Source organism: Tepidicaulis sp. (assembly GCF_965222285.1).
Lineage (GTDB): Bacteria > Pseudomonadota > Alphaproteobacteria > Parvibaculales > Parvibaculaceae > Tepidicaulis.
This window is the reverse complement of the sequence record NZ_OZ244942.1, coordinates 1,447,636-1,467,627: the sequence shown is the minus strand read 5'-3', so window position 1 is coordinate 1,467,627 and position 19,992 is coordinate 1,447,636. Positions and strand designations below refer to the sequence as shown.

16 protein-coding genes are annotated in these 19,992 nt (G+C 61.5%); all 16 read right to left on the bottom strand.

Going from position 1 to position 19,992, the window contains the following annotated elements; all coding sequences use genetic code 11:
- Window positions 1-16: 16 nt before the first annotated feature.
- Entirely contained in the window at window positions 17-598 is a 582-nt protein-coding gene (locus tag ACOQOT_RS06875) for an OmpH family outer membrane protein (protein ID WP_420561595.1), read from the bottom strand.
- 25 nt (window positions 599-623) lie between these two features.
- Entirely contained in the window at window positions 624-2,945 is a 2,322-nt protein-coding gene (bamA, locus tag ACOQOT_RS06870) for an outer membrane protein assembly factor BamA (protein ID WP_420561594.1), read from the bottom strand.
- A gap of 22 nt (window positions 2,946-2,967) precedes the next feature.
- The gene (rseP, locus tag ACOQOT_RS06865; RefSeq protein WP_420561593.1) at window positions 2,968-4,137 is read right to left on the bottom strand and encodes an RIP metalloprotease RseP; all 1,170 of its coding nucleotides are present in this window, start codon (window positions 4,135-4,137) and stop codon (window positions 2,968-2,970) included.
- Between the two features lie 103 nt (window positions 4,138-4,240).
- Window positions 4,241-5,443 (bottom strand): 1-deoxy-D-xylulose-5-phosphate reductoisomerase, encoded by a 1,203-nt coding sequence (locus ACOQOT_RS06860; protein ID WP_420561592.1) that lies wholly within the window; start codon window positions 5,441-5,443, stop codon window positions 4,241-4,243.
- A complete protein-coding gene (locus ACOQOT_RS06855) occupies window positions 5,434-6,273 on the bottom strand; it encodes a phosphatidate cytidylyltransferase (protein ID WP_420561591.1) in 840 nt (279 codons plus the stop codon). The genes ACOQOT_RS06860 and ACOQOT_RS06855 overlap by 10 nt, the downstream gene beginning before the upstream one ends.
- Window positions 6,260-6,994: an isoprenyl transferase gene (locus ACOQOT_RS06850; protein WP_420561590.1), complete on the bottom strand. Its 735-nt coding sequence runs from the start codon at window positions 6,992-6,994 to the stop codon at window positions 6,260-6,262. Before ACOQOT_RS06850 ends, ACOQOT_RS06855 begins: the two co-directional genes overlap by 14 nt.
- 59 nt (window positions 6,995-7,053) lie before the next feature.
- Window positions 7,054-7,617 (bottom strand): ribosome recycling factor, encoded by a 564-nt coding sequence (gene frr / locus ACOQOT_RS06845; RefSeq protein ID WP_420561589.1) that lies wholly within the window; start codon window positions 7,615-7,617, stop codon window positions 7,054-7,056.
- A 65-nt stretch (window positions 7,618-7,682) separates the two neighbouring features.
- Window positions 7,683-8,354, bottom strand: a complete 672-nt coding sequence (gene pyrH / locus ACOQOT_RS06840; RefSeq protein WP_420561922.1) for a UMP kinase — start codon at window positions 8,352-8,354, stop codon at window positions 7,683-7,685.
- Between the two features lie 344 nt (window positions 8,355-8,698).
- Window positions 8,699-9,625 (bottom strand): translation elongation factor Ts, encoded by a 927-nt coding sequence (gene tsf / locus ACOQOT_RS06835; protein ID WP_420561588.1) that lies wholly within the window; start codon window positions 9,623-9,625, stop codon window positions 8,699-8,701.
- Between the two features lie 97 nt (window positions 9,626-9,722).
- A complete protein-coding gene (rpsB, locus tag ACOQOT_RS06830; protein WP_420561587.1) occupies window positions 9,723-10,505 on the bottom strand; it encodes a 30S ribosomal protein S2 in 783 nt (260 codons plus the stop codon).
- Between the two features lie 325 nt (window positions 10,506-10,830).
- The gene (dnaE, locus tag ACOQOT_RS06825) at window positions 10,831-14,307 is read right to left on the bottom strand and encodes a DNA polymerase III subunit alpha (protein WP_420561586.1); all 3,477 of its coding nucleotides are present in this window, start codon (window positions 14,305-14,307) and stop codon (window positions 10,831-10,833) included.
- A gap of 174 nt (window positions 14,308-14,481) precedes the next feature.
- Window positions 14,482-14,622 carry a hypothetical protein gene (locus ACOQOT_RS06820; protein WP_420561585.1) on the bottom strand — a complete coding sequence of 47 codons (141 nt, stop codon included), beginning with the start codon at window positions 14,620-14,622 and terminating at the stop codon, window positions 14,482-14,484.
- Between the two features lie 160 nt (window positions 14,623-14,782).
- Window positions 14,783-15,505 (bottom strand): ABC transporter ATP-binding protein, encoded by a 723-nt coding sequence (locus ACOQOT_RS06815; RefSeq protein ID WP_420561584.1) that lies wholly within the window; start codon window positions 15,503-15,505, stop codon window positions 14,783-14,785.
- Window positions 15,498-16,799 carry a lipoprotein-releasing ABC transporter permease subunit gene (locus ACOQOT_RS06810; RefSeq protein WP_420561583.1) on the bottom strand — a complete coding sequence of 434 codons (1,302 nt, stop codon included), beginning with the start codon at window positions 16,797-16,799 and terminating at the stop codon, window positions 15,498-15,500. The genes ACOQOT_RS06815 and ACOQOT_RS06810 overlap by 8 nt, the downstream gene beginning before the upstream one ends.
- 38 nt (window positions 16,800-16,837) lie before the next feature.
- Window positions 16,838-18,157 (bottom strand): proline--tRNA ligase, encoded by a 1,320-nt coding sequence (gene proS / locus ACOQOT_RS06805; RefSeq protein WP_420561582.1) that lies wholly within the window; start codon window positions 18,155-18,157, stop codon window positions 16,838-16,840.
- A gap of 127 nt (window positions 18,158-18,284) precedes the next feature.
- Window positions 18,285-19,982, bottom strand: coding sequence for a hypothetical protein (locus ACOQOT_RS06800; RefSeq protein ID WP_420561581.1), 1,698 nt, complete (start codon window positions 19,980-19,982; stop codon window positions 18,285-18,287).
- Window positions 19,983-19,992 lie beyond the last annotated feature (10 nt).

Below are 19,992 nucleotides of genomic sequence, written 5' to 3'. Positions count from 1 at the left end.
CGCGGCGGCCTAGCCGTTAGCGCTGTTTTTGAAGTTCTGCGGGATCGACCGGCGTCACTTTCAGCTTCGGCAAACGCTCGTTCAACACCTGCATGATCTCGGCCGTCACATTCAGATCGACACCGCCTGCAAGCACCGAGGACTGGTCGAGCATGACCGTGCCGCCATGACGGTTCATAACTTCCGCGAAGATCGGCTTCAGCACGGCTTCGATTTCAGCTTGCGCGCGGGCCTGACCGACCTGCAAAGCCTGCAGTTTCTTATTGGCATCTGCCTGTGCTTCCTGCTGGCGCTTCTGGAGCGCGGCGATGCGTTCCTTATAAGTTTCAACGCCGAGCACTTCTTTCTGTTCCGCCAATTTGCGCGCCTCGGCGATAAAGCCTTCAAGCTGCTTGGAGCTGTTTTCTTCGATCGTCTTGGCCTGCGCCTGCACCTGGGCATTCACGTCCTGACCAACTTTGGACTCGGTAAACAGCGACTGGAAATTGACGATCAAAATAACGGCCGGCTCTTTGGCGGCGAGCGCCTGCGGAACGGACGCGCCAAGCATGGCGGCACCCAAAACAAGCGATGCCAGCAGACGATTGATCTTCTTCATTCTCTTTAACTCCCCACCCTAACTTTTAAAAACGCGTACCGGCGCTGAAGCGGAAGACTTCTTCGCGGTCATAGGATTCCGATTGCAGCACCTGCGAGAGGTCGATACGGACCGGGCCGAACGGCGACTGCCAGTAAACGCTGAGGCCTGCCGTTGCACGCAGAGCCAGCTCGTCTTCCGGGCGGCGGCCTTGCGCAAGATAAAGCGCTTCCTGGTCGACAAGGCCGACCGTGCCGACATCCGTAAAGAGGCTGGTGTCGATATCGAGCGCCTCGGGCAGGAAGTTCGGGAAGGTCAGCTGCGCCGTACCGATGGCGTAGGCCTGGGCGCCGAGCGAGTCGCCTGTCACCAAATCGCGCGGGCCGACGCCGGCGCGTTCAAAGCCGCGAAACTCAGAGCCGCCGATGAAGAAGCGGTCATTAATGATCACATCATCTCCAAGCCCGTCGATATAGCCGCCATTGAAGCGCAAGCTGCCGAGGAATTCCTTGGAGAAGGGAATATAGGCACGGGCCAGAATTTCGTTGCGCAGATAAGTGACCGAACCGCCGACACCGGCATATTCCTGGTCGATATTGAAATCCCAACCGGCCGTCGGCTCCACCGGGTCGTCCCGGCGGTCGAGATAATAGTTATAGCCGACCAGCGATTTGATGTCGGAGCGCGGGTCCACCAGCGGCACGTTGATGCCGGCAATGTTCACCGTACGCACGTTGCGGATTTCTTCCCGGCGCAGCGCGTAGCGCGTGGTGATGGAACCGTTTTCCGAGGTCGGGAAACCGAAGCGGAAACCGAAACCGGTCACACGGCTGTCGAAGGAGGCTTCATCGCGCAGGTCCGTCTCCGTGCCGAAAATATCGATACCGGCGACAAGGTTGCGGTCGAGGAAGTAAGGCTCTGTGAAGCGCAAGTCGACGGACGAACGCGTGCCCGAAAGCGAGAGACGCAGCCGCAGGAACTGGCCGCGGCCCATAAAGTTGCGCTCGGAAAGCGCAATATCGGCAACCGCATTATCAACGGAAGAGAAGCCGAAACCGAGCGAGAGCTCGCCGGTCGATTGCTCCTCGACATTGACGTTAATGACGGTCTTGTCTTCCGCCGAGCCGGGCTCTTCCACCACATCGACGCTGGAGAAGAAGCCGAGCGCGCGGATCGATTTTTCCGACTTGTCGAGCAGCACGCGGTTGAAGGCATCGCCCTCCGCCATGCGCATTTCGCGGCGCACCACCTTGTCGAGCGTGCGCACGTTGCCGTTGATGTTGATGCGTTCCACATAAACGCGCGGGCCTTCGGTAATCTCATATTCCACATTGGCGATGAGATTTTCCTTGTCACGGCGCACCCGCGGGCGCACTTCGGCAAAGGCATAGCCTTCCGAGCCTGCGGCAAAGGTCAGCGCATCGACGCTTTCATCGATGAGCCCCGCGTCATAGGTATCGCCTTCTTCCGTGAGCACCAGCGACTCAAGACGCTCCTGGTCGAGCTTTTCAAGCTCGGTCGTCACCGTGGACGGGCCGAACTGATATTGCTCGCCCTCTTCCACCGTGAAGGTGATGAAGAATTCAGAGCCATCGCGGGCAAGATCGGCAACCGCCGAAATGACGCGGAAGTCGGCATAGCCTTCGGAGAGATAATGCCGGCGTAGCAATTCCCGGTCGAAAGTCAGGCGGTCGGGGTCGTAAGAGTCCGAGCTCGAGAGGAATTTCCACCAGGCGGATTCGGATGTCGAAATCACTTCGCGCAGCTTGCCGTCCGAGAACGCCTCGTTGCCGATGAAGTTGATGGCGCCGATCCCTGTCACCGGGCCTTCATCGATTTCAAAGACGAGATCGATACGGTTCTGCGGCAGCTGAATGACCTTGGGCTCGACCCGGGCGGAGAAACGGCCCGAGCGGCGCAGCAGGTCCACAATGCGCTGCACATCGCCCTGCACTTTCGCGCGCGTATAGATCGTGCGCGGCTTGAGCTGGACTTCGTTGTTGAGGTCTTCGTCCTTGACCGCGTTGTTCCCTTCAAAGGCGACACGGTTGATGATCGGGTTTTCCGTCACCGTCACGACGAGCGAATTGCCGTCGCGGCGGATCACCACGTCGGCGAAAAGGCCGGTGGCAAAGAGCGTCTTAACCGAGCTGTCGACCGCGGCAACGTCATATTCGCTGCCCTCCTTGAAAGGCATGTAAGAGCGTACCGTGCTCGCCTCGATACGCTGATTGCCTTCCACACGGATCCGCTCGATCACCTGTTCTGCAAAAGCCGGCGCAGCGGCATAGGCGACGGCTACGAATGCGCAAATCGCAAGAGAAAGGGCCCGGCCCCAACGGGCAGCCTTCTGGCGCAACACTCTCATATGCAGTTCCCCGTCCCCTCGATCAACTTAGCAAATTGCTGAAAAATTCGACGACCCGCAGATTCACGAGATCGTTCCAGGTCGCAAAGACCATCAGCATCATCACAAAGGCAAGGCCGATGCGAAAGCCGATTTCCTGCGCCTGTTCCCCCAAAGGCCGCCCGCGGACGGCCTCAACAGCGTAAAAAAGAAGATGCCCGCCATCCAGCATCGGAATGGGCAGCAAATTCAATAGGCCGATGCTTACCGACAAGATCGCCGCAAGATTGATCAGCGCATCGAAACCGATCGTCGCAACCTGGCCCGAGACCTGCGCAATGCGCAGCGGCCCGCCGAGCTGGCTCGTGTCCTGCTGGCCCATCACCATGCCGCCGAGATATTCACCCGTGCGCGCAACCACAAACCAGGTTTCCTCCACGCCTTTCCAAAGCGCGGTCACGGGGCCGTAGCGCACATGCTCGACCTCGTCTTTTTCGATGTTCCGGCCAATGCCGAGAATGCCGATCTTCTGTTCGTTGCCGAAGCGGTCGGTGATCTCGGTGGCGCGCGGCGTCGCGGCCAGGGTGAGCATCTCACCGTCCCGCTCAACGGTAACGGAAAGCGGCACACCGGCGCTCATCGCCACGATGCGCTGCATGTCGTTGAAACCTTCGATCTTCTGGCCGTCGATCGAGCGGATGATATCGCCGGTCTGAAACCCGGCTTCCAGCGCCGCGCTGTCGGGTTTGACCTCATCGACACGGGCCGCCGTGATCGTCTGGCCGACGATCATGAAGATGCCGGCAAAGAGCACGATGGAAAGAAGGAAATTGGCAAAGGGACCGGCGGCAACCACAGCGGCGCGCTGGCCCACGGTTTTGGCATGCAGCGTGTTGGCGCGGGCCGCCTCGTCGAGCTTATTCATGCTCTCGCGGTCCGGCGTGCTTGCCGCGCTTGAATCGCCCAGAAACTTCACATAACCGCCGAGGGGCAGCCAGCCGATTTTCCAGCGCGTGCCCTTCTTGTCGGTCCAACCGACAAGCTCGCGCCCGAAGCCGATGGAGAAGGTTTCAACGGTCACGCCGCACCAGCGCCCGACAAGGAAGTGTCCAAGCTCGTGGAAGAAAACCACGAGCGTGAGCACGAAAAGAAAGGGGACCACATATGACAGGAAGGACCCGCTTGCCCCCCCGATGCTTGCCAGCAATTCCATTTACTCTCCGGTCCTCCCTTGTCCGGCCTTACTCATAACGGCCGGACATTACTGTCTTGTTTCGGCCAGGCGGCCGAATCCCGCAAAAGCGCCTTAGCCTAAGTCAGACCGCGCATTTTTGCACCCGTTCCGCGGCTTTTTGCCTAACGAAACGGTCGATTTCCATCACACCTTCCAGTGTATCCGGCGCCGCTATCCCCCCGGCAAGCTCGTCCATGAGACGCTCGACGAGCTGAACGATATCCAAAAAGCCCAGCTTTCCCGCCAAAAACGCCGCCACAGCGACCTCGTTTGCAGCGTTGAGGATAGTAGGCGCGGCGCCGCCGCTTTGCAAGGCGTTCCGGGCCAGTGTCAGCGCCGGAAATCTTTTTAAATCAGGGGCTTCGAAGGTGAGTTTACCAATTTGTGCGAGGTCGAGACGGGCAGCCGGTGTCTGCATCCGGGCGGGCCAGGCAAGCGTGTTGGCAATGGGGATGCGCATATCGGGCGTGCCGAGCTGCGCCAGCACCGAACCGTCCGCATAAGCCACCATCGAATGGATGATGGATTGGGGATGGACGAGAATATCGATCCGCGCTTCGCCCACCGGGAACAGGTGGTGCGCCTCGATCAGCTCCAGCCCTTTGTTCATCATTGTGGCCGAATCCACGGAGATTTTCGCACCCATATCCCATTGCGGATGAGCGACAGCCTGGGCAGGCGTTGCCCGGCGCATTTCCTCAAGGCTCGCGGTGCGGAAAGGCCCGCCCGAGGCGGTGAGCACGATCTTGTCCACCCGGTCGAGTGCGTCTGCCTCCAGCACCTGGAAAATGGCGTTATGTTCGCTATCGACCGGCAGAAGCGTCGCGCCGCTGCGCGCCACGGCCTGAAGAAAGAAATCCCCGGCGCAGACGAGGCATTCTTTGTTGGCGAGCGCCACATGCGCGCCTTGTTCGACCGCTGCAAGCGTCGGATGAAGCCCCGCTGCGCCGACAATCGCCGCCATCACCCAGTCCGCCGGGCGGCTTGCTGCTTCGATCAAAGCCGCCTCGCCCGCCGCCGCTTCGATGCCGGTGCCGGCAAGCCCTTCGCGCAAGGGCTCATAAAGGTCCTCACGGGCAATAACGGCCACTTCCGGGCGCAGGCGCAGCGCCTGCTCGATCAACGCATCGACCTTGGCATGGGCCGTCAGTGCGACAATTTCGTAGGCCGTCCGGTCTCGCTCGATCAGATCGAGCGTGCTGCAACCGACCGAGCCCGTGGCACCCAACACCGAAATGCGGCGCGGCGCGGCTTGAGTTATGGGCGCGGCGTCCTCTAAGGCCATAAAATCGTCCTCGATACGGGCATGCCTTGAAGCTGGAACAGGATGGCAAGGAGAGCAAGCGCGGCGCAGGCAAAAATCAGCCCGTCCACCCGGTCGAGCAGCCCGCCATGGCCGGGGATCAACGTGCCGGAATCCTTTACACCCGCCCGCCGTTTTAGTGCTGATTCGGTAATGTCGCCCGCCTGGGCAATGGCGGCAAGGACGGCGCTCAAAAGCATGAGCGGCACATGCCCCTGGCCGAGATAGGCGCCCATGCCAAGCCCCGCCAAGGCGGCGCCCGCCATGCCGCCCATGAGCCCCGCCCAGGTTTTATTGGGCGAAAAGCGGGGCGCAAGTTTCGGCCCGCCGATCCCGCGCCCGGCGGCATAAGCGCCGGTATCCGTCGCCCAGACAGCCAGCACCAGCCAGAGCACGAGAAGCAGCCCGTAATCGGGCGCGGCCCTCAGCCAGCCGAGCGCCAGAAGCGGTAAGAGGAGATAGGGATAGGCGACAAGCACGGGGGTGAGCGGTCTTGCCCGTGCCGCCTGAATAGCGGCCGCAAGAAAGGCGAGCGCGCTCAGCGTAAACAATCCTGCCAGCCCGCCTGCCGCACCGAGCACAGCCAGGCCGCCGATCCCCGCAAGGGAGAGCCCGGCGATCAAACCCATGTCGTTTCCCGCCCGCATGAGCCCGGCCCATTCCCGCGCAAGGATGACGGCGGCAAGCGCCAGCAGAGCCAAAAACGGCCAGCCGCCCAGCCAGAGCAGCAGCAGGACGGCGGGAATAAGCACCGCGGCGGACAGCACACGGCGGGTCAACTCGCTGGATTGGCCTGGTTTATCGTCCGCCAAATCGGCGCTCCCGGCTTTGATATTCCCGGAATGCGGCCTCCAGATCCTTCCGGCTGAAATCCGGCCAGAACACATCGGTAAAGACCAGTTCGGCATAGGCGCTTTGCCAGATCAGGAAGTTGGACAGGCGTTTCTCACCGCTGGTGCGGATAACGAGATCGGGGCTCGGCACGCCTGCCGTATCGAGATGGGCTTCCACCGTCTCCGGCGTGATGTCCGCCGGGTCGAGGTCGCCGCGTTTGGCTTTTTCGGCGAGTCGGCGCACGGCATTCGTGATCTCGCTCTGGCCGCCATAATTAAAGGCGATGATCAGCTTCAGGCGGGAATTACCGGCGGTCAGTTCCTGCGCCTCATCGATCATTTTCAGGATGTCGGGCTCGAGCCCTTCGCGGTCGCCGATGATGCGGATATTGACGCCGTTCTGATGCAGTTCGGCGAGGTCCTTGCGGATGAAATAGCGCAGGAGCTCCATCAGATCGCCGACTTCTTCGGGCGGGCGTTTCCAGTTTTCCGAGGAAAACCCGTAAAGCGTCAGATATTCCACCCCAAGTTCGCCGGCATCGCGCACGATCTTACGCACCGCTTCCACGCCTGCCTTATGACCGAGCTTGCGCGGCAGATGCCGCTTCGCCGCCCATCTGCCATTGCCATCCATGATGATGGCGACATGGCGCGGCGCGGGGGCATGCGCGCTGTCTTGGCTATGGTTGGCATCCAGCATCAAACTCGTTCATCCCGCTTCGGCTTGGCAAGCATGCGGGGACGTGCCCCGCCTGCCCATCAAACCTGCATGATTTCCGCTTCCTTGGCGGCAAGGGCGGCATCGACTTCGCCGATATATTTATCGGTCATTTTCTGCACCCGGTCGGAAGAGGATTTGTGTTCATCCTTGCTGATTGAACCGTCCTTCTCCAGCCGCTTCAACTCATCCATGCCGTCGCGGCGCACATTGCGCACGGCAACGCGGGCCTGTTCGGCATATTTCGCGGCGACCTTGGTCAGTTCCGCGCGGCGTTCTTCGTTAAGTTCAGGAATGGGAATGCGGATGAGCTGGCCGTCCGTTGCCGGATTGAGGCCGAGACCTGAAGAGCGGATCGCCTTTTCCACCGGACCCACCATGCTCTTGTCCCAGATCTGAATGGTGATCATGCGCGGCTCGGGCACCGTCACGGTGCCGACCTGATTGACCGGCGTCACCTGCCCGTATGCTTCAACCGTGATGGGGTCGAGCAGACCGGCGGAGGCGCGGCCCGTGCGCAGGCCCCCGAATTCCGTTTTGAGCGATGCAACGGCCCCTTTCATGCGGCGTTCGATATCCGCAAAGTCCAGTTCCTGGTCGGCCATGTTTCTTTCTCCGGTATTTTCATTGGAGGAAGCGGCTGCCGCTTCCCCGCCTTAAAACGCGCGCCTTAAGCAGCGCTGCTTTTGACAATGGTGGACCGCCCCGTGCCGTTCAGCACACTGACGAAACCGCCCGGTTCGTGAATGGAAAAAACGACGATGGGAATATTGTTGTCCCGCGCCAGCGCCACGGCGGAAGCATCCATCACCTTCAAATCCTGCGTCAGCACGTCCATGAAGGTCAGCTCTTCGTAGCGCTCGGCATCGGGCGTGGTTTTCGGATCGGCGGTGTAGATGCCATCGACCTGCGTGCCTTTCATCAGCGCGTCGCAGCCCATTTCGCTGGCGCGCAAGGCGGCCGCCGTATCGGTGGTGAAGAAGGGATTGCCGGTGCCCGCGGCAAAAATCACGACCCGGCCCTTTTCCATATGCCGCACGGCCTTGCGGCGGATGTAAGGCTCGCAGACCGACATCATGGGAATAGCCGATTGCACGCGGGTGGAAACACCAAGCCCTTCAAGCGCGTTCTGCATGGCCAGCGCATTCATGATGGTGGCGAGCATGCCCATATAATCGGCGCTCGCCCGCTCCATGCCCTGCGCTGCGCCGGAGAGCCCGCGGAAGATGTTGCCGCCGCCGATGACAAGGCAAACCTCGGCGCCGATCTCGACAGCCTGTTTGATTTCCCGGGCAATGCGGTTCACGGTTTCCACGTCGATACCGTATTGCGCCTGCCCCATCAGCGCCTCGCCGGACACTTTCAAAAGAACGCGCTTGAAGCGTAAGTCGCCTTTCTTTCCGTCCGTACTCACCTCGCCCACCTCTCTGCCAGATCTGGCCTCATCCCGGCCCGCCGCTGCGGCCCTGCCTCTACGACATTGTCTCAGCGGCATTTTAGCCGGTCTTTTCGATTCGCCGTCCCCTTGCGAGCAAAGCCGCAAAGAGCGGATAAGGCAAGGGCGCCCTGGAGCCTTTCCCTTACGGGTCAGATCCAACGCGCCCCCGCGCCGGCGCCGGCCCTTACCATAACGGCGCGGGCGGCGGCTGGCGACAATTGCCTGATCAGCCTCAGGTCGGCTCCGGGTCAGCCTTTGGCTGCGGCGGCGACTTCAGCAGCGAAATCCGCCTCTTCTTTTTCGATGCCTTCACCCAGCGTGTAGCGGACGAAGCCAACGACCGTGACCGGCGCGCCGATATCGCCTTCGGCCTTCTTGACCGCCTGCTCAACCGTGTTCTCGCCATCGATCACGAAGGTCTGCGCCAGAAGCACGACTTCCTGATAGAATTTGCGGATACGCCCTTCGATCATCTTTTCGATGATGTTGTCCGGCTTGCCGGATTCCTTGGCTTCCGCGATCAGCACGGCGCGCTCACGCTCGACGATGTCGGCGTCGAGATCATCCGGGCTAAGGGCCAGCGGCGAGGTCGCGGCCACATGCATGGCAATCTGCTTGCCAAGCTCGGCGAGCTTGTCTTTGTCGCCGGTCGATTCCAGCGCAACGAGCACGCCGATCTTGCCGAGGCCGGGAACGACCTGGTTGTGGACGTAAGGCACCACGACACCGTTATCGACGGAGATGGCAGCCGTGCGGCGCACGGTCATGTTCTCGCCGATCGTGCCGATGGCTTCGGTCACATAATCCTGCACCGATTTGGAGGAACCGGGATAGGTCGCGGCCAAAAGCTTGTCGATGTCGCCGCCCGCTTCCTTGGCGGTTTCGGCGATCGCCGTGACCATTTTCTGAAAGTTTTCGTTACGGGCCACGAAGTCCGTTTCCGAGTTCACTTCCACAAGCGCGCCCGAATTGCCCTCGGCAACAACGCCGACCAGGCCTTCGGCGGCCACGCGGCCCGCCTTCTTGGCGGCTTTCGCCAGACCTTTGGTGCGCAGCCAGTCAACGGCGGCATCCATGTCGCCGCCCGTTTCGGTCAGCGCCGTTTTGCAATCCATCATGCCCGCGCCAGACTTTTCGCGGAGCTCTTTCACCATGCCGGCGGTGATGTCAGCCATAATCTTCCTCATTCATTTAGGGGACGCCATGCGTCCTTACGATTGAAGAGGCGCCCGTCTCCGGGCGCCCATCTCTATCGTCCGTGGCCAGTAAAACTTACTGACCGGCCTGAGCCTGGGCTTCTTCGCTTGCGGCAAGCTCTTCGGCAGCCGGTTCGACGGCAGCGCCGATATCGACGCCCGAGGCGCCTTGGCTCTGGGAAATGCCTTCGATCACGGCCTTGGCGATCAGGTCGCAATAAAGCGAGATCGCGCGCGCGGCATCGTCATTGCCCGGGATCGGGTAGGTGACGTTGTCCGGGTTGCAGTTGGAGTCGACGATCGCGATGACCGGGATGCCGAGGTTCTTGGCTTCCTTCAGCGCGTTCTCTTCCTTGTTCGTGTCGATCACGAACATGATGTCGGGAATGCCGCCCATGTCCTTGATCCCGCCAATGGCGCGCTCGAGCTTTTCGCGCTCACGGGTGAGCTGCAGCAGTTCCTTTTTCGTGAAACCGCGCGTCTCGCCGGCAAAGAGCTCTTCCAGCTCGCGCAGGCGGCGGATCGAATGGGAAACCGTTTTCCAGTTGGTCAGCGTGCCGCCGAGCCAACGGTGGTTCATGTAGTACTGCGCGCAGCGCTTGGCGGCATCGGCGATCGGCTGGGAAGCCTGACGCTTGGTGCCGACGAAAAGCACGCGGCCGCCGGAGGCAACCACATCGCGCACGGCGACGAGAGCCTGATGCAGCAGCGGAACGGTCTGCGCCAGATCGATGATATGAATGCCGTTGCGCGCGCCGAAGAGGAACGGATCCATCTTCGGATTCCAACGGTGGGTTTGGTGACCAAAGTGCACGCCTGCTTCGAGCAGTTGACGCATGCTGTAATCGGGGAGTGCCATGACGCCCTATCTCCTTTTCCGGTTAAGCCTCCGCAGGCCGTGGCCATCTCCCGAACCCATCGGGAGGCAGCACCGGATCGACCGCTTTCTATGTTGGAGATGTGACCGGATGACGACGAAACGCCTGTCCGTCCCACATATCCGGTGAAAGGGCCGGAGCCTGCGTGTGGAATGAGGCGGGGTATAGGCGCGTTTCCGGCAAAAAGCAAGCCCGGCCAGCGGTTTATCCGCTCAAAACCGCAGTTTCCCGGCAAGACGCGGGCAGCGGGGCCGGTTTTGCCGGTTGTTGACCCCGAATCCCCTTCAAAAGTCCCGGAAAAGCGGCCTAAACGTCCTGTACCTCGACCACGCCGGGAATGGAGCGGATGGCGCCGCGAATGGCCGGGGTAATATGGAAGCGCTCTTTCAGTTCCATTTCCACTTCCCGGCCTTCCGTCATCAGCACCAGCGAGACGGCGCCCCGCCCCTTTTCCGACAGGCGGGAGCGGACGGCGGAGAGCGGCTCCGGCTGATCTAGGAATATTTTCAGGCCCGCCGCCGTGTTCGCCGCCACTTCCTCGATGGGACGCACGGACTGGGCGCGCAGACGCAGATCATCGTCCTGCCGGTCGATCTCGACGCTCATCACCACGGCCTGGCCCGGCTCCAGAAGATCACCCGCTTGGGAGAGCGCTTCGGAGAAGACCAGAATGTCGAACTGCCCCGTCGCATCGGAAAGCGTCACGAAGGAATAGGCATTGCCGCGCTGGGAGCGCCGGTCGCGCCGGGCCGAGACGATGCCGGCTACCCTTTCGGCCTTGTTGCCGCGCGCAGCGAGCTGCTGATAGGTCACGACCCCTGCCCGCTTCATCGCCACCTGATAATCGTCGAGCGGATGGCCGGACAGGAAAAAACCGAGCGCGCCGAATTCCTCGTTCAGCTTTTCGATGGGCGTCCAGGGCTCGGCGTGATTGAGAGACGGATTGTCGAGCGCCTCCCCGCCATCGCCGAAAAGCGAGTTCTGCTGGCTGCTGCGCTCCTCGGCAGCTTGCGCGGCCAGCCCCATCAGCTTGTCCACGGAGGCGAGAAGCTGAGCGCGGTGCGGATTGAGGCAGTCGAGCGCGCCGGCCCGGATCAGGTTTTCCAGCGTGCGCTTATTGACCCCGCGCGGATTGATGCGCCGGGCAAAGTCGTAAATGTCCTTGAAGGAGCCGCCTTCCTTGCGCAAGGCCACCAGCTCTTCCATCGCCTGAGCGCCGACATTCTTGATCGCGCCCAATGCATAGACGATCTCGCCATTCTTCACCGAGAAGCTGGCCTCGCTTTCATTGACGCTGGGCGAGCGAACGGTGATGCCCATACGGGCCGCGTCCTGCTTGAAGATGTTGAGCTTGTCGGTGTTGTTGATATCGAGGTTCATGGAGGCGGCCAGAAACTCGACGGGGTAATTCGCTTTCAGATAGGCCGTTTGATAGGCGATGAAGGCATAGGCCGCGGCGTGGGATTTGTTGAAGCCGTAGCCGGCGAACTTGTTCACGAGCTCGAAAATGTAATCGGCCTGTTTGCGCTCCACGCCTTTTTCGACGGCCCCTTCCACGAAACGGACTTTCTGCTTGTCCATTTCCGCCTGGATCTTTTTACCCATGGCGCGGCGCAGCAGGTCGGCTTCGCCCAGCGAATATCCGGACAGGACCTGCGCGATCTGCATCACCTGTTCCTGATAGATGATGACACCGTTCGTCTCGGTCAGGATGGGTTTCAGCCAATCGTGCAGATAGTCCGGCTTTTCATGGCCGAGCTTACAGGCGATATATTTGGGGATATTGTCCATCGGGCCGGGGCGGTAGAGCGCCACGAGCGCGATGATGTCTTCCAGACAGTCGGCCTTCATTTTGCGCAGCGTGTCGCGCATGCCGGTGCTTTCCAACTGGAAGACGCCAACCGTGTCGCCTTTCTCCAGCAGCTTGTAGGTCGGCTCGTCATCGAGCGGCAGGTTGGAGAGATCGATGTCGATGCCGCGCTGCTTGATGAAATTGACGGCGGTCGTCAGCACGGTCAGGGTTTTCAGGCCCAGAAAGTCGAATTTGACGAGACCGGCCGGTTCCACCCATTTCATGTTGAACTGCGTCACCGGCATATCCGAGCGCGGATCGCGGTAAAGCGGCACCAGCTCATCGAGTTTGCGGTCGCCGATCACCACGCCCGCCGCGTGGGTGGAGGCGTGGCGGTAAAGCCCTTCGAGCTTCTGCCCCGTCTCCAGGAGTTTGGCGACAACCTCCTCGCGGTCCCGTTCCTCGCGCAGTTTCGGCTCGCCCTCGATCGCCTCGTTCAGCGTGACGGGATTGGCCGGGTTGTTCGGCACGAGCTTGCAGAGCCGGTCCACCTGGCCATAGGGCATCTGCAGGACGCGGCCCACATCGCGCAGCACCGCGCGGGCCTGCAGCTTCCCGAAGGTGATGATCTGCGCCACGCGGTCATAGCCGTATTTATCCTGCACATAGCGGATCACTTCATCGCGCCGGTCCTGACAGAAGTCGACGTCGAAGTCCGGCATCGACACACGTTCCGGGTTGAGGAAACGTTCGAAGAGGAGGCCGAAGCGCAAGGGGTCGAGGTCGGTGATGAGCAACGCATAAGCAACGAGCGAGCCGGCGCCCGAGCCACGGCCCGGCCCCACCGGAATGTCGTGTTCCTTCGCCCATTTGATGAAGTCCGACACGATCAGGAAGTAGCCCGGAAAATCCATCCGGATGATCACATCGAGCTCGAAATTGAGCCGCTCCCAATATTCTTCTTCCGGCGCGGCAGTTTCGATTTCGGCCAGGCGTTTTTTCAGCCCCTCTTCGGCCTGGCGGCGCAACTCATCGGCTTCCGAGAGGCCCTCCCCGGTATCGAAGCGCGGCAGAATGGGGCTGCGGGTAAGCGGGCGGTAGGCGCAGCGGCGCGCGATCTCCAGCGTATTTTCCAGCGCCTCGGGCAGATCGGTAAAAAGCTCGGCCATTTCCGTCTGGCTCTTGAAATAATGTTCGGGCGTCAGGCGGCGCCGGTCGTCCTCGGACACATAAGAGCCCTCGGCGATACAGATCAGCGCGTCATGAGCCTCGAATTCCTCACGCTTTTTGAAATAGGGCTCGTTGGTCGCCACCAGCGGCAGATCGAACTTATAGGCCGCATCCACCAGCGGGCCTTCGGCGGTAACTTCTTCCTCAAGCCCGTGGCGCTGCAATTCCACATAGAGCCGGTCGCCATAGATGCCGGAAAGCCGCTGCAGCATCGCCTCACCGGCTGCGACCTGGCCGCCCGCCATCAGCTTGTTGACAGGCCCGGCGGGGCCGCCCGTCAGGCAGATCAGACCTTCGGATAGTTCTTCAAGATCGGCCAGGGTGACATGGGGCTCGAGGGTCTGATCCGTCTCCAGGAACGCTCTTGAGGAGAGTTTCATCAGGTTCATATAGCCCTGCTCGTCCTTCACCAGCAGCGCGAGGCGCCCGGAGGGTTCCCATTTTGCCGTGCGCCCGGCCAGCGGGTCGGCGGGGCCTTCATCCATATCCACCGCGAATGTGGTGCCGATAACCGGCTGCAGGCCCGCGCCGGCCATGGTCTCGGAAAATTCCAGCGCGCCGAAGAGGTTGCCCGTATCCGTCACCGCGACGGCGGGCATGGCCTGGGTCTCGCAAAGCCCGACCAGTTCCTTGATGCGGATCGCCCCTTCCAGGAGCGAATAGGCCGAATGCAGACGCAGATGGATAAACCGGCAGGGATTGGCGTCGATGCGCTTTACGGCATCTTCTGCGGAAAGGGTGTCGGTTTGCGCATCGGACATGAGGGCTTCCTGCGTGCCTTAAAAATTTCGGCCTTAGTCCCCTCGCAAACCCGTCCGGCTATCCCCTCTCCGACCGGTCGCGCGAGGCCATTTCTCGGCTGTACCCATTGTCGGCCCCGCATTGCCTCTTGTCATGCCCGGTCTGCCCTTAAGCGCCGGGTTTTCTGTGGATAGTTAGCTCAAAAGCGTGGTCGCGACCGAGGACCAGGTGAGCAACATCCAGCCGAGCCCGGCAATCGAGATCAGGGCGGCGGTGTCCTGCGCCCAGGCTTTCCAGTTCTGGCGGCGTTCTTCGCGGTGCAGATCCGTATACATGGCAGCTCCCCTTTTTAAGCGGTTCGGCAAATATGCCGGGCTCATGGCCTGTGTTGGAAAGCAAGTGTTCATGATTTGTTCTCTTCTGTCAACAAAAAGTTTCAGCCCGGTGGAGGGGGTCAAGAAAACGGCAGAAAAGCTGTGGTTCTGGAAGGCGGCGTCAGAGGCTGTGATAGTGCTTGGCGATTTCCGCGCCCTCGCGGATCGCCCCGTCATGGATCAGCACCAGCCGGTCCATCTGCCCTGCAAGATCGAGGTTATGGGTGGCGATGAGCGCGGCCGCGCCCTCCGTCCGCGTCACGTCCAGAAGCTCTGCGAAAACGGCGCGGGAGGTGCCGGGATCGAGATTGCCCGTCGGCTCGTCCGCCAAAACGACCTTAGGATGATTAGCCAGCGCCCGGGCAATGGCAACGCGCTGCTGCTCACCGCCCGAAAGCTCCGGCGGCCGGTGGGTGAGCCGCGCACCGAGGCCGAATTTCGTCAGCAGCCGCTCTGCTTCCTGCATTGAGCTTGCCTTGGAATAACCTGCGATCATGTGCGGCAGCGCCACGTTTTCCTGCGCGGTGAATTCAGGCAGCAGATTGTGGAACTGATAGACGAAACCGATATCGGCGCGGCGCACCGCCGTGCGCCCGGCATCGTCGAGCGCGGTGCAGTCCCGCCCGCCGATTTCAACGCTGCCCCCGGTCGGCCGTTCAAGGAGCCCGGCAATATGCAGAAGCGAGGATTTGCCTGCCCCCGAATGGCCGACAAGAGCCACCATCTCGCCTTCGCGCACTTCGAGATCGAGATCCTCGAAAACCCGTAGCGTCGCCCCGCCCTGTTCGTAAATCCGGGCGACCTTTTCCAGCCTCAGCGCCACACGCGCAATCGCTTCACTCATAGCGCAGCGCCTCCACCGGATCGAGGGAAGCGGCCCGCCAGGATGGGTAGAGCGTCGCCACTACCGAAAGGAAGAGCGACATGCCCACCACGGCCATCACCTCGCCCGGCTCCACCACCGCAGGCAGGCGCGAGAGGAAATAGATTTCCGGCGAGAAAAGCTCCGTGCCCAGGAGGTTGGAGAGGCCCTGGCGCAGATTTTCGATATTCAGGCAGAAGACGAGACCGAGTACAAAACCGGCCAGCGTACCGCTCACCCCGATGCTCGCCCCGGTGATGAAGAAGACCCGCATGACCGAGCCGCGCGAGGCGCCCATGGTGCGCAGCACCGCAATATCCCGCCCCTTGTCCTTCACCAGCATGATGAGGCCCGAGACGATATTGAGCGAGGCAACGAGCAGAATGAGCGTCAGAATAAGGAACATGACGTTCCGCTCCACCTGCAAGGCGCTGAAAAAGCTCTGGTTGAGCTGCTGCCAGGTATAGACCTGCAAGGAAGGCCCGGCGGCCTGGGAGACGGGCAGGATGAAATCGCGCACCTCATCCGGGTTCTCGATCTTCACCTCGATGGCCGTCACCGCGCCCTCGCCGGTCTTGAAATAGCTCTGGGCATCGGCCAGCGGCATGAAGATGAAACTCGCATCATATTCCGACATGCCAACTTCGAAGACGGCCTTGATCGGATAAGAGCGCACGCGCGGGGCGGTGCCGAAAGGCGTTGACGCGCCGCGCGGGGAAAGCAGCGTGACATTGTCCCCGAGCCTTAGCCCCAGCGAGCGGGCAAGACGCGAGCCGATGGCCACGCCGCCGCCCTCATCGAAGCCGTCGAGAGAGCCCGCCAGAACGCCGCCTGAAACGGGGCCGAGCGCCTTCAGATCTTCCTCGCGGATGCCGCGCACCAGCGCGCCGCTGCCGCCATTCGCGCTCGAAGCCATCACCTGGCCTTCGACGAGCGGGCTGACATAAGTGACCCCGTCCACTTGACGGATCGATGCAACGCGTGCATCGAAGTCACTGATATCGCTTACATATCCCCGCACCATCATATGGCCGTTCAGGCCCAGGATCTTGCCCAGAAGCTCGATGCGGAAGCCATTCATCACCGACATGACGATGATCAGCGTCGCCACGCCCAGCATGATGCCGACGAAGGAAAACCCGGCGATAACGGAGATGAAGCCTTCTCGGCGCCGGGCGCGCAGATAGCGCAGCGAGAGCAGCCACTCGAAGGGAGAAAACGGCGCGGTCGCCTGCTTTTTCAGCGCCTCACCCATGCCGTTTTCCGCCTCCCGCATTCCTGCTCCTCACGTAATACTTTAAGAGTAGCCTCGCCTTAGCCGATCAGCTTTTTAACCGCCGCCTCGGTGCTCAGCTCCTCGCGGGTGCCCGTCGCCCGTTCCTTCAGCTCGACCACGCCGTTTTTCAGGCCGCGCGGCCCCACCACAAGCTGCCAGGGCAGACCGATCAGGTCCATGCCGGAGAACTTGGCGCCCGCCCGCTCGTCCCGGTCATCGTAGAGCACCTCGACACCGGCTTTCGTCAGCGTCGCATAGAGCTTTGCGCAGGCGGCGTCAGTCTCCGCATCGCCCGATTTCAGGTTGATGAGCCCCACTTTGAAAGGCGCCACGCTTTCCGGCCAGATGATTCCATTCTCATCATGGGAAGCTTCAATAATGGCGCCAAGAAGGCGGGAGACGCCGATACCGTAAGAGCCCATCTGCACGGGCACGTCCTTGCCGTCGGGCCCGGCAACAAGCGCGCCGAGCGGCTCGGAATATTTCGTGCCGAAGAAGAAGATATGCCCCACCTCGATGCCGCGGGCCGAAAGACGGTTATCTGCGGGCACATCCGCCTCGAATTTCGCCGCATCGTGCTTTTCATCGGTCGCGGCATAAAGCGAGGTGCGCTGCTCGATGATGGGCGTGAGATCGGCCTCGTAATCCACCTCATCGCCGGGCGCGGGCATATCCACCAGCGTGCGGTCGCAGAACACCTCGGATTCGCCCGTTTCCGCCAGAATGATGAATTCGTGGCTCATATCCCCGCCGATGGGGCCCGTATCGGCGGCCATGGGAATGGCTTTCAGGCCCATGCGCGAGAACGCGCGCAGGTAGGAGATGAACATCTTCTGGTAGGATCGGCGCGCCGCCGCTTCATCCAGATCGAAAGAATAGGCATCCTTCATCAGGAACTCACGCCCCCGCATGACGCCGAAGCGCGGGCGGATCTCATCCCGGAACTTCCACTGGATATGGTAGAGATTGCGCGGCAGATCGCGGTAGCTCTTCACCTCCCGGCGGAAAATATCCGTGATCATTTCCTCGTTCGTGGGCCCGTAGAGCATCTCGCGCTCATGGCGGTCCTGAATGCGCAGCATCTCCTTGCCGTAGCTGTCATAGCGGCCCGACTGGCGCCAGAGATCGGCGGATTGCAGCGTCGGCATCAAAAGCTCGATCGCCCCTGCCCGGTCCATTTCTTCCCGCACGATCTGCTCGATCTTCTTCAGCACCCGGTGGCCGAGCGGCAGCCAGGCATAGATGCCTGCGCTCGTCTGGCGGATCATGCCGGCGCGCAGCATCAGCCGGTGCGAGACGATCTGCGCTTCGGCGGGATTTTCTTTCAAGGTGGGCAGGAAATAATTGGAAAGGCGCATGAGTTCTGACTGACCGGTTGGAGGGAGGCGGGCCCGCGCGGTAGCCGCGCGGCAAGTGGGCAAGTATTAGGGGCTAGACCGGCTTGAGGCAATGGGGCAAAGGCGGCCCCGAAGGGCAGGCCCCGCCTCAATCCACCGCGACCTGCGGCGCCTCCTGCGCCAGCGTGCCGCCGGAGGCAAGCTGCTCGGCTTTCAGCCGCGTCAGATACGCCCGCATATCGACATCCGGCGGGGATTTGACGCCCCGGCCCGTATAGACCTCATGCGGGCCCGCCTCCAGTTCGGCAGGCGTATAATCCATCGAAACGTCATAGGTCCGGTCGATCTGATTGCGCAAAAAGCGCTGCGCTTCATACCAGCGCCGCTTCGCGGGCCCATCCGGGCAGGAGGACAGCTCCTCGGCGCTTTGCGCGCCCCAGCGCCGCTCGACACATTGATAAGGATCGAAGGAGAGATCGAAGAGCCGGTTCATCACGTCCTCGACGCTCAAGGTCACGGTCTTGCCATTGGTACGGGTATAGCTGGTCTTGCAGCTTTCGCTCTGCGCCTCGAAAGCGGCGATAAGATCGCCTGCCAGGTCATTCCCCTCATAAGAAACCGTGCTCACGCCCTGGCGGTACATTTTCACCATGGCCTCGATCTGGTCGCGCATCTCCTTGAAGGAGGTCTTGAGGCGGGCATCGCGGGAGGGCGTCGAATAGAGCTCCCAATAGCCATAGGTGCCGTAAATATTCTTTGGCAAACGCGCCGGCGCCTCCATGCGGTGGATATTGTTCATCAGCGCCTGCTCGACCGCGTCTTTGCGCGCGCGGATGTCGTAGCAGAGCGAGCGCATCATGGCCTGCATCTCGCTGACCGGGTTCAGCGTCAGATCGCCCTTGGCCATGACCGAGCGGATATAGTGATAATAATCCAGCTCCTCGCCTTTATGGACGAACGTCGCATTGCGCCAATTGCCGCTCGGATTGGTCTGGGTGCCGAGATACTGTTCCAGGGAAAAGTCTTCGAGCTCGCTATTCAGCGGCGCTTCGATATGCCCGCCCACATACGTGCCGTCTGCCCGGCGCGTCGCCCCCACAAGGCGCTGAGGACGCCAGTTCTTGAAATTCGTGCCGAGCTCCGGCTTCGTGCGCAGGAAGTTGCGCCCGTAAAAAGAGCGGGAGACGGAATTGTCCGGGTGGGCGGAGATATTGAGAATGCGCCCGTCATCCTCCACCCGCCAGACCATGGCGACATGACCGTTCACATCGTAAAGCACCGTGCCGGGGCGGATGCTTTCGCGGGTGATTTCCGGCGAATAGAAGTCGGTAAAATTCTGCGCATCATCCGCGTCCGCATGATGGCGGTACATGGCGGTGGAAACCGCATTGCGCATCTCCACAATGAGGGGCAGCGCAGGTACGCCCTGCGCCGTTGCCGGAACGGTCTTTCTTGCCGTGACGCGGTTGCCGTTCGAGGTGTAGCGGACATCGGAGAAATAGCCCGTGGTGGAATTCACGCCGATCGCATAGGAAAACGGCAGCCCGTTCTTCCAGGCGTAATAAGCGCGCAGCACATAAGGAAAGTCCGCGCAGTCGGAACGGAAGCGCAGCCCCCGCGGGTCGGTGCTGCGGTAGGGGTTCGCCGGGCTTCGCAGGCACTCATCCACCGTCCAGCAATCGGCAGCGCCCAGCGCCTCGACGAACTCGCTGAAGCCTTTCTCGTCCGCCGGGGACCATTCGGTCTTGGTGATCTTCCAATTATAGGAGCGGGCCGCCGCCTCGCCCGAGCCGCCCAAGGCGCCGCCCAGAAGAAGCGCGCCGCTCAGCGCGGCAAACCCCGCCATGCGCGCCAGT

What these genes read in the sequence shown, in the direction of transcription:
- frr (WP_420561589.1), bottom strand. Translation starts at nt 7,617, where the DNA reads ATGGCCGACCAGGAACTGGACTTTGCGGATATCGAACGCCGCATGAAA.
- bamA (WP_420561594.1), bottom strand. Translation starts at nt 2,945, where the DNA reads ATGAGAGTGTTGCGCCAGAAGGCTGCCCGTTGGGGCCGGGCCCTTTCT.
- rpsB (WP_420561587.1), bottom strand. Translation starts at nt 10,505, where the DNA reads ATGGCACTCCCCGATTACAGCATGCGTCAACTGCTCGAAGCAGGCGTG.
- ACOQOT_RS06860 (WP_420561592.1), bottom strand. Translation starts at nt 5,443, where the DNA reads ATGGCCTTAGAGGACGCCGCGCCCATAACTCAAGCCGCGCCGCGCCGC.
- pyrH (WP_420561922.1), bottom strand. Translation starts at nt 8,354, where the DNA reads ATGGGGCAGGCGCAATACGGTATCGACGTGGAAACCGTGAACCGCATT.
- ACOQOT_RS06815 (WP_420561584.1), bottom strand. Translation starts at nt 15,505, where the DNA reads ATGAGTGAAGCGATTGCGCGTGTGGCGCTGAGGCTGGAAAAGGTCGCC.
- ACOQOT_RS06875 (WP_420561595.1), bottom strand. Translation starts at nt 598, where the DNA reads ATGAAGAAGATCAATCGTCTGCTGGCATCGCTTGTTTTGGGTGCCGCC.
- ACOQOT_RS06820 (WP_420561585.1), bottom strand. Translation starts at nt 14,622, where the DNA reads ATGTATACGGATCTGCACCGCGAAGAACGCCGCCAGAACTGGAAAGCC.
- tsf (WP_420561588.1), bottom strand. Translation starts at nt 9,625, where the DNA reads ATGGCTGACATCACCGCCGGCATGGTGAAAGAGCTCCGCGAAAAGTCT.
- ACOQOT_RS06810 (WP_420561583.1), bottom strand. Translation starts at nt 16,799, where the DNA reads ATGCGGGAGGCGGAAAACGGCATGGGTGAGGCGCTGAAAAAGCAGGCG.
- rseP (WP_420561593.1), bottom strand. Translation starts at nt 4,137, where the DNA reads ATGGAATTGCTGGCAAGCATCGGGGGGGCAAGCGGGTCCTTCCTGTCA.
- dnaE (WP_420561586.1), bottom strand. Translation starts at nt 14,307, where the DNA reads ATGTCCGATGCGCAAACCGACACCCTTTCCGCAGAAGATGCCGTAAAG.
- ACOQOT_RS06800 (WP_420561581.1), bottom strand. Translation starts at nt 19,982, where the DNA reads ATGGCGGGGTTTGCCGCGCTGAGCGGCGCGCTTCTTCTGGGCGGCGCC.
- ACOQOT_RS06850 (WP_420561590.1), bottom strand. Translation starts at nt 6,994, where the DNA reads ATGCTGGATGCCAACCATAGCCAAGACAGCGCGCATGCCCCCGCGCCG.
- proS (WP_420561582.1), bottom strand. Translation starts at nt 18,157, where the DNA reads ATGCGCCTTTCCAATTATTTCCTGCCCACCTTGAAAGAAAATCCCGCC.